Below are 13,232 nucleotides of genomic sequence, written 5' to 3' on the forward strand. Positions count from 1 at the left end.
CTTCTTAACCCTTTACTGAGCCAGACATCGACTCCTGATAGAAGCGCTGCATCACGATGAACAGCAGTGCAATGGGGATTGAAACACACACCGCGCCCGCCGCGAATCGCGCATACCAATCCTGGATGTATTCCTTCTGCAGCATCATCCACAACCCCAGAGACACCGTATAATTCTCCTGCGTTCGTGCAATGGCTTTCGCCAGTACAAAGTCAAGCCATGGGGTCAGGAACCCTACGATTGCTTGATACACGATCATCGGTCGCGCGACGGGAATCACGATCTTCGTGAACACTTGCCATCTCGTACACCCATCAATGTAGGCAGCCTCGTCTAGCGACATCGGAATCGTATCCATATATCCCTTCATCACATAGAAGCCGGCACCACTGCCCGCCGAGTACACGATAATCAAGGCAATGTTCGTCATCCCGCCACTGGTAAGTCCAAGCGCCTTCAAGATGAAATAGATCGCCACGACTGCCATGATTCCCGGAAACATGCCAAGAATCAGCGCGATGTTCATGAAGGGCTTGCGGAATCTGAAGCGCAGACGACTCATGCAGAATGCAACGCTGAGCACGAAGAAGGTGCTGATGATGCAGGTGAAAATCGCGATGATCAGCGTATTCATGAACATTCTGGGAAAGTTCAGCACATCGGTCTGCATGAACAATTCCTTGTAGTTATTCAGCGTATATTTCGACGGAAAGAAGGTCGAAGAATATGGTGCCGTATTCTGATTGAAGCTCTCTGCGAGCACCCAGATGATCGGCGCGAGCCAAATAACGGCCATGACTGTCAGAAACACATGCGTTGCCACATCACCGACAATCCGCTGGGTTCGAGTGGACGTGAATAATTCCAGATGCTTGCGTTGCGCCAGACCTATGGTCTCATTCACTGAGTTCTCCATTGATTTGCCGGTCACATTGCTCTGTGAATGCTTGCTTGTCCTGTTCACTGGAATCCCTCCTCATTCTTGTATGAACCGCTGCTTCTGTATGCCACAAGTGAGACCACGGCAAGTACGATAAAAGTCAGAATGCCGATAACGGCACCGAGGTTGTAATTGCTTTTATCCACAGTCAGCTTGTACAGCCATGTGATAAGAAGATCGGTCTTGCCTGCAGATGCTCCGACAGGTGTCGGATCGCCGTTTGACAACAGATAGATGACGTTGAAGTTATTCACATTGGCCGTGAACGTCGTAATCAGATATGGCGTCATCACAAAGAACATGTATGGCATCGTCACATTTCTGAATAGCTGCCAAGAATTTGCACCATCAAGACGTGCCGCTTCATACAGTTCACCTGGAATGTTTTGCAAAATTCCAGTGACCTGCATAATCGTATACGGAATGCCAACCCAGAGATTGATCAGAATGACGGTCACTCGTGCCCAATTCGCATCGGTAAAGAATGGCAATGCCGTATCGATCCAACCCCATTGTTGAAGCAGACGATTGATGGCACCTGTCGGCTGCAGCATCGTGTTCATGACGAGCAGCGAAACGAACTGCGGTACGGCAATGGACATGGAGAACGATGCACGCCAGAATCCCTTGAGCTTCGTACCTTTGCGATTAATGACCATGGCCATGAACATGCCGAGGAAGTAGTTCAGGAAGGTCGCGAAGAAAGCCCACACCAGCGTCCACGCCAAAACCGACATGAACAGTTGGATGTTGACGTCGCCAGCGCCGTTACCAAGCACCCTGGCAAAATTTTGCAGTCCAACCCAACCGAACCGAGTGACATGGTTGGAATCATAGCTCGTGAATGCCATCGTGATCATGAAAACGAGGGGCAGAACGGTGAAGATGATTATCCCAGCTGTCGGCAGAGACATCAGCAAGGTTTGGACATTCACGTTGCTCAAGCTGCGCACGTCCTGCACCAAGCTCGGCACCTTGCCGTCATTCTCTGCAGCGACAAGCTGCGCCTTATATGCGCTTCGAACGGCGACCCAAGCCAAGACCAGGAAGACCACGCACAGAACGATTGAGGAAATCCCGTACAGAAGAATGACAACCGACGGATGGCCAGCCTGGTAGACCCAGAAGCCATTCACCTTAGTTTTGGTCTGACCAGAACCTTCAAGCTTTATCAATGCCTTGATCTTCGAGAAGCCTTGTACAACCATGAAATAGATGAATCCCATCTCCAGCGCAAAGAACATGATTCCTTTGGCAAATTGGCGATGAGCTACGTTGCCCAGTCCAAAGATGAGGAGGGACAGTCGGGTCGCCGTGTTCCCTTGGCTCATTCCTTTGGAAAATGAATATGGAGAAGGCTGGATGAAGTCTTTCTTTCTCTTGTGCAGCTTGGGCGAAGGCTGCACTATCTCACGTGATTCAATAGTTACCGACATGAACCCTCCAGATAACATTCGTGACTGGTATGACAATTCTGACTGCCCTGCTGCGAAGCACTGCAGAAGGTGCAGCGGCGCTATCCCCGACTCAGGTAAGAGGCTTTTGCCCTCTTCAGCACCGAAAGACAGCGCTGCTGCAAGACGACGGTCAGCCAATTGTATATGGATTGCATGCAGTCCATATACAATTGGCTGAGTTCAATTCCTGAACATCACTTGGTGTTGGAATAAGCCGAATTCCAAGCTTCTGTTTTTGCGACAGCATTCTCTGCCGTGACATCGCCGTTCATGATGGCCTTACCGAAGTTCTCCGCAGGTGTCCAGAAGTTTGACATGGCTGCAACGGTGGGTTGCAGAATCGATGTTGCGTTAATCGTGTCATTCTGAGCAACTGCAACTGGGTCTGCGGTAATCGCCTTATCCTTCAGCAGACTTTGGTCAGAAGGTATAATGCCGCGCATCGTGTAATGAAGCTTCTGAGCCTGTGAGCTGCCAAGGTACGCGGCAAACTCCGATGCTGCCTGGGGGTACTTGGTGTTCGGATTGTACGCGACCGCCTTTGATCCTGCGAATGCCTCCATCTGGACCGACTTGCCATTGAGGTCATACTTTGGAAGCTGCGCCGCTGCGTAGTTATCTCCCAAGGCTTTCTTGACGTTTTCTGAATCCCAAGAACCTGAGAACAGCACATCGACCGAGCCATTGCCCAATCCTGCAAGTCCCGAACCATTGGCATCAGAGACAAAGTTCGGATTCTTAGACAAGCTCACCAGATACTTCGTCACATCGCTAGCCTTGGACCCTGAGAAATCGACTCCAGCTTTGGAATCAGTACCGTTCTTGCCAAACAGCGTATTTCCGTTGCCAAGGTAAAAGGCGGGCAAATACCAGGAATTGGTGATTGGGAACGAAACCTTTCCCTTCTTCAGCATTGCATCAAGGGAACTGACATCATTCGCGGAAAACTTGCTCTTGTTGTAATACATGAACCATGTGTTGCCGGTATAGGGAACTCCGTACACCTTGCCACCTTGAGTGACAGAGGTGAGCATCTGCTTCGAATTCTGCTTCTTCACCTGTGCGAGCGCAGAATCGCTGAGTTCACCAATCGCATCAGCAGAGACGAGGGTTCCCAGCTGATCATTCGAAAACATATACACGTCTGCAGCAGCGCTGGGATCCTGCTTCACGGTTGTACCTGCATCACCCTCTGACACCACTGAATTCTTCCAAGTAATTTTATACTCCGGGTGTGCTTTTGCAAAAGATGCTTCGAGGGTTGGAAGCCACGAAGAAGCGTTCTGTTGATCTTCCTGTGGTGCCCAAACCGTCAACTGTACGTTAGATGTGCCCGTTGAACTTGAACTACTCGAAGCTGAAGAAGATCCGCATGCTGCAAGTGGACCAATCAACATGGCAGCAGCAATCCCCAAGCCACCTATTTTTTTGAAATCAGTCATCATTGACCTCTCAATATCGTTGTGTACTGGTTGTGGAATCAATACCTGCATTCCATCGAGACGACCATGTCTGCAACCGTTATCAATGGTAACGTATTTTATGCAAAATTTGCAACTTCACTAGCTATGAATTTCTATGTTTTGTTTCATGCAAACCTTGTCATTGCATATATGCTCTGAAGGGTTTGACTCACTATCGAACACTTCGTTCAGAGATGAATTCCTATAAATTGAAACCCTTTCTTCATGAAAGCTTGGCACAATGTATTGAATGAGCGCAACAAACGATTTCATATCCTCGTCTTCCGAAGAAGTTCCAACATCTGTCTCAAGCAAGGTAGGTGTCTCCGAGCCTCTGCAGGAGGAACAACCCGAAGAGCGTAGCCACGCTGTCGGGAACAACGACACCATCGACACCCTGCTCAACCGCAGATCAATACGTCGCTTTGAGCCAACACCCATTCCCAAGGAAACAACGGATCTGATCGAACGAGCGGCACAGCGTGCGGCGAGCAGCCAGTTCCTTAATGCCTGGTCTGCTGTGAGAATCACCGATCCCACCATCAAAGCGGAGTTGGCCGCCATCGGCAATCAGACGTATATCGCCGAAGCTCCGCTACTCTACGTATTCATACTCGACCAGCGGCGCAATGCTGCGATTGCAGCTAAACAGGGGATTGACATCACGTCTGAAGACTTGAGTCTGAGGGCCAGCTACCGCTTCATTCAGGCTCAGAACGATGCCGTTCTTGCTCTTCATGCGATGGAGACCGCAGCTGAATCTTTGGGTCTTGGATGTGTTATTCTCGGCTCCGTGCTGAACGATCTCGATAGACTGATCACTCTGCTGCACTTGCCACAATTCACCTTCCCCGTGCTGGGCCTTGCGCTTGGCAAGCCTGCGCAGAAGCCAAGCCTCAAGCCTCGTATGCCCCGATCCATGCAGTTCTTTGACAATCAATACCCATCCGATTTCAATGACCCTGGATTTGACCAATCACTCAAGGATTTTGATAGCACGGTGCATCAATACTACGATCTACGCCAAGCCGACCGTCCAGTCGATGCATTCAGCGCGCAAATCAAGAGAATCGCTTCGACACAGCCATCGAAGCTGAACGACATCATGACCTTTGCCCCGAAACAGGGCTTTGACGTCACACCGCGCGAGCAATAACGCGAGCGATAACGAGTTTTGCGGCAATTCCACAGTACAAAAGCATCAGAACGTTGAAACAACGGCGAAGAACGGCACATTATTGGCATGCATACTTGAGAATTGCCGCAAAACTCGTATTACCATCTCGGCTTATAACCACGTTTGCGAGAATGAGGCTTTCGTGAACGCTCAATGTGGTGATGCGGCAACGTTGTCGCTGGGTCTCGGCTCGTCAGATGCCATGTGCTGCAATATTCGCATTGGTACACCCATAATCTCACCCCGCGGCTGACGAAACTCTGGTCAGCCGCACGCTCAGCCATTGCCTTATCGTGATACATGATCTTCGACGTTGTCTGGCATCGTTGTGGAGTGAAAAAGTGCATACCGCTATCGTAGGCCGGAGTTCCTATTACGGCAGGTCGTTGCCCGCAGAAGTATAGAGGTCATACCATTCCTGCCTCGTAAGCTCAACATCAGCGCCCGCGAGCATCTTGGTCAGTCGAGAAGGAGTCATCGAGCCCAATAGCACCTGCATGCGCGCTGGATGGCGCAGAATCCATGCCACAGCGATAGCGCTAATATCCACGCCGTACTGGTGTGCCAGCTCATTAAGCTTCGCATTGAGTTCAGGGAACTTAGGGCTGCCTAGGAATACACCTTCAAAGAATCCGTACTGGAATGGGCTCCATGCCTGAATCGTCATCTTATGCAGGCGGGAATAAGAAATGATCCCGCCATCGTGATCCACGCTTGCGGGATCATTCATGTTGACATGCATCTCTTGCTGCACCATGCCTGTGTGTCCAAGCCCGAACTGCAGCTGGTTGACCTCGAGCTTCTCATCAAGTGCACTCTGGAGTAGGTCAATCTGACCAGGATTGACGTTGCTCACGCCAAAGTGGTGTACTTTGCCAGCATTGCGCAAAGTTTGGAAGGCATCAGCCAGTTCATCAAGATCAACCAAGGTATCTGGTCTGTGAAGCAACGCAAAGTCAACATAATCGACCTGCAGGTTCTCAAGTTCCTTATCAAGTGCAGCGATAAGGTGCTTCTTGGAAAAGTCATAGCCTGTTATATGTCCTTCGTCGTTGCGCGAAATACCAAACTTGGTCTCCAGCACAACATCGCGACGAGCAATTCCAAGATTTACCAGAGAACGACCGAATGTTCGAGAACTCTCTCCACCGGCATATACATCAGCGGTATCAAAGAAGTTGATGCCGCCATCCAAAGCCGCCTTCACCACTGCGTCCGCTTCATCCTGAGATTTGTCAGCAATGCGCATCACACCAAGCGCTGTGCGCGAAGCGTGCACGCCGGTTGTGCCAAGATTCATAAACTTCATTGTTTCTCCCTCATGAGTATCAACTATTCGGTTCAACCTTATCGGCAGCCTTGCCTTCAGGTATAAGGGAGATAAAAAATATTCACTCAGCTAAAGAAGTCCAGTTCGTGGTTGTTTTTGGATATGTGTGGGCCTCGGGGAGCTGTGCTCTACCCGAGGCCCGTATCGTGTGAAGCGACGACGTGCTACTCTCCCACACCCTAACGAGTGCAGTACCATCGCCGTGCTAGGTCTTAGCTTCCAGGTTCGGAATGGAACTGGGCGTTTCCCCTAGGCTATGGTCGCCGCAAATCTTTGATTATCCACACCCTTTCAAGGGGCATGGGACTGTGGTCGCTTGGGAACCGGACAGTGGACGCTTTGCTATTTCATCGATCGCTGCAGTCAACAAGTGCTCCTTGTCGCCGAGATGATGCCAGAAGGACCTGCACACCCACCCATCCTAGAAGATGAATGGAGTATGATTGCCTTTCGACTGTTAGTACCGGTCAGCTCCGACCCTTGCGGGTCTTCCACATCCGGCCTATCAACCATGTAATCTACATGGAGTCTTCAGAGACTCGAAGGTCTCACGGAATTCTTATCTTGGAGAAGGCTTCCCGCTTAGATGCTTTCAGCGGTTATCCCTTCCGAACGTAGCTAACCAGCCGTGCCGCTGGCGCGACAACTGGCATACCAGAGGTTCGTCCACCCAGGTCCTCTCGTACTATGGGCAGGACTCCTCAAAATTCCAACGAGCGCAGAGGATAGAGACCAAACTGTCTCACGACGTTCTGAACCCAGCTCGCGTGCCGCTTTAATCGGCGAACAGCCGAACCCTTGGGACCTGCTACAGCCCCAGGATGCGACGAGCCGACATCGAGGTGCCAAACCATCCCGTCGATATGGACTCTTGGGAATGATCAGCCTGTTATCCCCGGGGTACCTTTTATCCGTTGAGCGATGCCGCGTCCGTACACCGGCACCGGATCACTATTTCCGACTTTCGTCCCTGCTCGACCTGTCAGTCTCACAGTCAAGCTCCCTTGTGCAATTACACTCAACACCCGATTGCCAACCGGGCTGAGAGAACCTTTGAGCGCCTCCGTTACTCTTTAGGAGGCAACCGCCCCAGTTAAACTACCCGCCAGGCACTGTCCCTGATGTGGATAACACATCGAGGTTAGATATCAAATGAGAACAGAGCGGTATTTCAATTGTCGACTCCACCCAGGCTGGCGCCCAAGCTTCGAAGTCTCCCGCCTATGCTACACAGTTCGCACCTAATACCAATACCAAGGTATAGTAAAGGTCCCGGGGTCTTTTCGTCCTTCTGCGCTTAACGAGCATCTTTACTCGTACTGCAATTTCGCCGAGCTCCTGGTCGAGACAGTGGGGAAGTCGTTACGCCATTCGTGCAGGTCGGAACTTACCCGACAAGGAATTTCGCTACCTTAGGATGGTTATAGTTACCACCGCCGTTTACCGGGGCTTAAATTCACCGCTTCGCCGAAGCTGACGGATCCTCTTAACCTTCCGGCACCGGGCAGGCGTCAGTGCATATACAGCGACTTTCGTCTTCGCATGCACCTGTGTTTTTGGTAAACAGTCGCTACCCCCTGGTCTGTGCCACCCGCTCCAGCTCGCTCCGTGAAGGAGTCCACCAGGACGGGTCTCCCTTATACCGAAGGCACGGGAGTAATTTGCCGAGTTCCTTGACCAGGATTCTCTCGATCGCTTTGGTATTCTCTACCTGACCACCTGTGTTGGTTTAGGGTACGGGCGGCTATGAATCTAGCACCGAAGCTTTTCTTGACAGCCTGGATCACCGGATTCGAGCTAGAAAGCTCCCATCATCACACCTCGGACTTGCACCCGGCGGATTTGCCTACCGGGCATCCTGCGTGCTTGACCACGGAATACCACCTCCGCAGCCGGCTACCATTCTGTGTCACTCCTGTGCTGTCCTACTGTAAGGAAAGGTCGGAACCATGACGCCATCCACAGCCCGAAGGCTGCATCAGACGACACGGGACCTTAGTACTCCAAATCTCGGATTGGGCGATTCAAAGCCGGTAGGAGAATATCAACTCCTTCATCCATTCGACTACGCCTGTCGGCCTCGCCTTAGGACCCGACTAACCCAGGGACGATGAACGTGGCCCTGGAACCCTTAGTCATCCAGCGTGGGAGATTGTCACTCCCATTTCGCTACTCATGTCTGCATTCTCACTTCCGTACAGTCCACGGCCGAGTTCCCTCGCCGCTTCGCCCCGTACGGAACGCTCTCCTACCCATCAGCCACAAGGGCCGATGCCGCGTCTTCGGTGGTGTGCTTGAGCCCCGCTACATTGTCGGCGCGGAACCACTAGACCAGTGAGCTGTTACGCACTCTTTCAAGGGTGGCTGCTTCTAAGCCAACCTCCTGGCTGTCTATGCGACTCCACATCCTTTCCCACTTAGCACACGCTTAGGGACCTTAGACGACGATCTGGGCTGTTTCCCTTTTGACTACGAAGCTTATCCCCCGCAGACTCACTGCCGCAATACGCTTCACAGGTATTCGGAGTTTGGTTGCTGTTAGTACCCTATACGGGCCCGCAAGCATCCAGTAGCTCTACCCCCTGGAAGTAATCAAGCGACGCTGCACCTAAATGCATTTCGGAGAGAACCAGCTATCACGGAATTTGATTGGCCTTTCACCCCTAACCCCAAGTCATCCCCTCAGTTTTCAACCTAAGTGGGTTCGGTCCTCCACGCAGTCTTACCCACGCTTCAACCTGCTCAGGGCTAGATCATCCCGCTTCGGGTCCAGGACATGCGACTAAAACGCCTTTTAAGACTCGCTTTCGCTACGGTTGCCCCACTCGGGTTAACCTCGCCACATATCACTGACTCGCAGACTCATTTTTCGATAGGCACGCCGTCACCCCGAAAGGCTCCGACGGTTTGTAAGCACATGGTTTCAGAAACTATTTCACTCCCCTCCCGGGGTACTTTTCACCTTTCCCTCACGGTACTCGTACGCTATCGGTCAGATAGAAATATTTAGGCTTATCCAACGGTCTGGACAGATTCGCACGGAATTCCTCGAGTTCCGTACTACTTGGGAGAAACGATCGACAGGCAGCATGTCTTCAACTACGGGGCCATCACCCTCTACGGCCAGGTCTTCAATCCTGTTCGTCTATCACACTGCTTTATCACTGCCGCCGGCCATGTCAGCAACCGGACACATCTTCCCACGACACCCAATGCGCAACGCCTGACAGCTATCACGCGCACTCGGTTTAGCCTGATCCGCTTTCGCTCGCCACTACTCACGGAATATCTTTTCCTGCAGGTACTGAGATGTTTCACTTCCCTGCGTAGCCCCCGCATAAAGCGGTACCACCCCATGACGGGCGGTGTGTTTCCACATTCAGAAATCCTCGGATCAAAGCCCTGTTGGCGGCTCCCCGAGGCTTATCGCAGCCTCATACGTCTTTCATCGGTTCTATCTGCCAAGGCATCCACCATATGCCCTTGCAAGCAACACATACGCACAAACATATGCACTGTCACAAGCCTCTACTAGCAAATTCCCAGACAACAAATCATCACACTAATTGATCACAAACGATCGACACAAACTCCAAACGGAGTTCGGTCTGAAATATACAGCAAACAGGGAAAAACCCTGCTTGCTCGCGTCCACTATCCAGTTCTCAAGCCACCACGGCACCACCAGGCCACCCCATCCACAAGGAACGAAGCACCCCAGAAGGCCTCGAATCGCCGAGTGGCAATCCGGGAGCCCAAAAGCGTATCTGCACGAAAGCCAATCACCGTTCCACGCCAGCATGCCCACGCGGCCACCAACATGATGACCCATAGGCTCGTTCGCTACACACGGTAGCAATATTCTCCGTAGAAAGGAGGTGATCCAGCCGCACCTTCCGGTACGGCTACCTTGTTACGACTTAGTCCCAATCACGAGTCTCACCTTAGACGGCTCCCCCCAAAAAGGTTAGGCCACCGGCTTCGGGTGCTACCCACTTTCATGACTTGACGGGCGGTGTGTACAAGGCCCGGGAACGCATTCACCGCGACGTTGCTGATTCGCGATTACTAGCGACTCCGCCTTCATGGAGCCGAGTTGCAGGCTCCAATCCGAACTGAGACCGGTTTTCAGAGATTCGCTCCATGTCGCCATGTCGCATCTCGTTGTACCGGCCATTGTAGCATGCGTGAAGCCCTAGACGTAAGGGGCATGATGATCTGACGTCATCCCCACCTTCCTCCGAGTTAACCCCGGCGGTCCCTTGTGAGTTCCCACCATAACGTGCTGGCAACACAAGGCAAGGGTTGCGCTCGTTGCGGGACTTAACCCAACATCTCACGACACGAGCTGACGACGACCATGCACCACCTGTGAATCGGCCCCGAAGGGAAGCCCCATCTCTGGAGCGATCCGAAACATGTCAAGCCTAGGTAAGGTTCTTCGCGTTGCATCGAATTAATCCGCATGCTCCGCCGCTTGTGCGGGCCCCCGTCAATTTCTTTGAGTTTTAGCCTTGCGGCCGTACTCCCCAGGCGGGATGCTTAACGCGTTAGCTCCGACACGGAACCCGTGGAATGGGCCCCACATCCAGCATCCACCGTTTACGGCATGGACTACCAGGGTATCTAATCCTGTTCGCTCCCCATGCTTTCGCTCCTCAGCGTCAGTAACAGCCCAGAGACCTGCCTTCGCCATTGGTGTTCTTCCCGATATCTACACATTCCACCGTTACACCGGGAATTCCAGTCTCCCCTACTGCACTCTAGCCTGCCCGTACCCGGCGCAGATCCACCGTTAAGCGATGGACTTTCACACCAGGCGTGACAAACCGCCTACGAGCTCTTTACGCCCAATAATTCCGGATAATGCTTGCACCCTACGTATTACCGCGGCTGCTGGCACGTAGTTAGCCGGTGCTTATTCAAAAGGTACACTCACTCTCGCTTGCTCCCAATTAAAAGCGGTTTACAACCCGAAGGCCGTCATCCCGCACGCGGCGTCGCTGCATCAGGGTTTCCCCCATTGTGCAATATTCCCCACTGCTGCCTCCCGTAGGAGTCTGGGCCGTATCTCAGTCCCAATGTGGCCGGTCGCCCTCTCAGGCCGGCTACCCGTCAAAGCCTTGGTGAGCCATTACCTCACCAACAAGCTGATAGGACGCGACACCATCTCATACCGCTAACACTTTCCCGAAAATCCATGCGGAAAATCGGAACATCCGGCATTACCACCCGTTTCCAGGAGCTATTCCAGAGTATGAGGCAGGTTAGTCACGCATTACTCACCCGTTCGCCACTCTCACCACCAAGCAAGCTTGATGGATCCCGTTCGACTTGCATGTGTTAAGCACGCCGCCAGCATTCATCCTGAGCCAGAATCAAACCCTCCACAAAAAAACCATGAAGAGCCAAAAACGACTCTCAAAAATAATTCATATTGACGGATTCGTCAAAAAAAACGAACCACACAAAAAATCGGCAATCATTAAGTCCTCCCAGACACCCAGCAAAACCAGGCTCATGCCGAACTGGCAATTAATTGACTATAAAAAGTAGTACAAATACGCTCTTGAGTTCTCAAACCACCACCACACCAACACCTTGAACCAATCTCGAAGATTTGTTCTCGCTGTCGGGCAGCAAGGGATAAACTTACACGTCATCTCACTTCAGCGCAAATTGCTTATCTCCAACTCGCAGCGAAAGCTTGCAATCATTAGGGTTTGTCGGCGTGTTGTTTTAGGCGGAATCATCTGCTACCGACTCGTTGTTCACGCTTGGATCCTTAAAATTGCTCGAAAAAACAGCTTTTCGGCGTGTCTTCACTATGCAGACCCACTACCGATATGTTCATACGCACTCTGTTGGCATCCGGCCCAAACCTCGCCTAGTGCATTCTGCTGTGATGGAACATATGGTGATGGAACACATTATGAAGCCCCACGAGGAATCCCTGTCCCATATCGAACAATTGCTATACAATGTAAGACAATTGACGTCAATATGTGATTGTGCACAGAGAAAGGTTGTGAAAAGACCATGGGTATGTCTTCAGTAACGATCCGAGTGGATAGTGACACGAAAGCACAGGCGGCTGCAATCGCAGAGGAACTGGGTACGGATCTTTCTGCTGCAACGCGGATGTTCTACAAGCAGATGATTCGTGAGCAAGGTATTCCGGTAAGCCTTCATCTCACAGATGTTCCCAATGAAGAAACACGTGCATCAATACAAGAGGGTAGATCGATACTCGCTTCGGATACACCTGGCAAACAGTCATCCGAAGAGCTCTTCGACTCTTTGGGAATCTGAAGGTTATGCTGCAATCCGAAAGCACCTCAAGTTTTAAGCGCGATGTCAAGCGTTTGCTGCGCAAACACAAAAACATGTCAAAGTTGAAGGATGTGATGAGACTTATCATCGAGGATTCAGCCGAATCCAAGATCATGCTTCACACCCGCCATCGTGCACATGCGCTCACCGGCCAATGGTCAGACTGCTCAGAATGCCACATCCACAACGAAGGAGACTGGCTGCTTATCTGGCAAAGGAATGATCAGATGGTCGTGTTTTTACGGACGGGCTCTCATGATGAACTCTTCAAGAGCATCTGAGATTCGTATGTGGTATGGCACTGTTCGGTATGTTTGCTAGCAGAGTTGAGTATTGTATCTGGTCTGTGTACTGAAACGCGCAGACCTCTTTCGACCGATAAGGTGCATTATGTCAGAATACGCTGCAGGTGCCTTTGTTTCTTCTAGGTGCTTTGCAGATGTTCCACGTCATCGTGGATAAAGTTCAATATTTTCTGGCTTCCACACCCATACTCTTTTGTACGCCTTAGCGTTGCTCTTTGAGTTGTGTG

Annotated in this window: 8 protein-coding genes and 3 rRNA genes; 3 read left to right on the forward strand and 8 right to left on the reverse strand. The window is 51.5% G+C overall.

Annotated features, from left to right (window positions below; genetic code table 11):
- Positions 1-4: 4 nt before the first annotated feature.
- From QN215_RS10010 to QN215_RS10020, 3 genes are all read right to left on the reverse strand, one after another.
- Positions 5-916 (reverse strand): sugar ABC transporter permease, encoded by a 912-nt coding sequence (locus QN215_RS10010; RefSeq protein ID WP_404978534.1) that lies wholly within the window; start codon positions 914-916, stop codon positions 5-7.
- Between the two features lie 44 nt (positions 917-960).
- Positions 961-2,376 (reverse strand): carbohydrate ABC transporter permease, encoded by a 1,416-nt coding sequence (locus tag QN215_RS10015; protein WP_369344143.1) that lies wholly within the window; start codon positions 2,374-2,376, stop codon positions 961-963.
- Positions 2,377-2,591: 215 nt separating this feature from the next.
- Complete coding sequence (locus QN215_RS10020; RefSeq protein WP_369344144.1) at positions 2,592-3,842, reverse strand: extracellular solute-binding protein; 1,251 nt, start codon at positions 3,840-3,842, stop codon at positions 2,592-2,594.
- 268 nt (positions 3,843-4,110) lie between these two features.
- Between QN215_RS10020 and QN215_RS10025 the strand changes: the two genes are divergently transcribed.
- Complete coding sequence (locus QN215_RS10025) at positions 4,111-5,016, forward strand: nitroreductase family protein (protein ID WP_369344145.1); 906 nt, start codon at positions 4,111-4,113, stop codon at positions 5,014-5,016.
- Between the two features lie 119 nt (positions 5,017-5,135).
- Here QN215_RS10025 and QN215_RS10030 read toward each other — a convergent pair whose 3' ends face one another.
- From QN215_RS10030 to QN215_RS10050, 5 genes are all read right to left on the reverse strand, one after another.
- On the reverse strand, positions 5,136-5,384 hold the full coding sequence (locus QN215_RS10030; RefSeq protein ID WP_369344146.1) for a hypothetical protein: 249 nt from the start codon (positions 5,382-5,384) through the stop codon (positions 5,136-5,138).
- 26 nt (positions 5,385-5,410) lie between these two features.
- The gene (locus QN215_RS10035; protein ID WP_369344147.1) at positions 5,411-6,346 is read right to left on the reverse strand and encodes an aldo/keto reductase family oxidoreductase; all 936 of its coding nucleotides are present in this window, start codon (positions 6,344-6,346) and stop codon (positions 5,411-5,413) included.
- A 172-nt stretch (positions 6,347-6,518) separates the two neighbouring features.
- Positions 6,519-6,635 (reverse strand): 5S ribosomal RNA (gene rrf, locus QN215_RS10040).
- Between the two features lie 168 nt (positions 6,636-6,803).
- A 23S ribosomal RNA gene (locus QN215_RS10045) occupies positions 6,804-9,864 on the reverse strand.
- A 374-nt stretch (positions 9,865-10,238) separates the two neighbouring features.
- Positions 10,239-11,761 (reverse strand): 16S ribosomal RNA (locus QN215_RS10050).
- Together the 16S, 23S and 5S rRNA genes form the textbook arrangement of a ribosomal RNA operon.
- A 651-nt stretch (positions 11,762-12,412) precedes the next feature.
- On the opposite strand from QN215_RS10050, the gene QN215_RS10055 reads away from it, so the two are divergent.
- Positions 12,413-12,679 carry a type II toxin-antitoxin system RelB/DinJ family antitoxin gene (locus QN215_RS10055; protein ID WP_404978495.1) on the forward strand — a complete coding sequence of 89 codons (267 nt, stop codon included), beginning with the start codon at positions 12,413-12,415 and terminating at the stop codon, positions 12,677-12,679.
- Positions 12,680-12,684: 5 nt separating this feature from the next.
- Positions 12,685-12,981 carry a type II toxin-antitoxin system YafQ family toxin gene (locus QN215_RS10060; protein WP_369344149.1) on the forward strand — a complete coding sequence of 99 codons (297 nt, stop codon included), beginning with the start codon at positions 12,685-12,687 and terminating at the stop codon, positions 12,979-12,981.
- Positions 12,982-13,232: the final 251 nt, after the last annotated feature.

Source organism: Bifidobacterium sp. WK041_4_12, from assembly GCF_041080795.1.
In the GTDB taxonomy this organism is placed as follows: Bacteria; Actinomycetota; Actinomycetes; order Actinomycetales; family Bifidobacteriaceae; genus Bombiscardovia; species Bombiscardovia aquikefiricola.

Coding starts and splice junctions, on each gene's coding strand:
- QN215_RS10010 (WP_404978534.1), bottom strand. CDS start 916: ATGGAGAACTCAGTGAATGAGACCATAGGTCTGGCGCAACGCAAGCAT.
- QN215_RS10015 (WP_369344143.1), bottom strand. CDS start 2,376: ATGTCGGTAACTATTGAATCACGTGAGATAGTGCAGCCTTCGCCCAAG.
- QN215_RS10020 (WP_369344144.1), bottom strand. CDS start 3,842: ATGATGACTGATTTCAAAAAAATAGGTGGCTTGGGGATTGCTGCTGCC.
- QN215_RS10025 (WP_369344145.1), top strand. CDS start 4,111: ATGAGCGCAACAAACGATTTCATATCCTCGTCTTCCGAAGAAGTTCCA.
- QN215_RS10030 (WP_369344146.1), bottom strand. CDS start 5,384: ATGCACTTTTTCACTCCACAACGATGCCAGACAACGTCGAAGATCATG.
- QN215_RS10035 (WP_369344147.1), bottom strand. CDS start 6,346: ATGAAGTTTATGAATCTTGGCACAACCGGCGTGCACGCTTCGCGCACA.
- QN215_RS10055 (WP_404978495.1), top strand. CDS start 12,413: ATGTCTTCAGTAACGATCCGAGTGGATAGTGACACGAAAGCACAGGCG.
- QN215_RS10060 (WP_369344149.1), top strand. CDS start 12,685: ATGCTGCAATCCGAAAGCACCTCAAGTTTTAAGCGCGATGTCAAGCGT.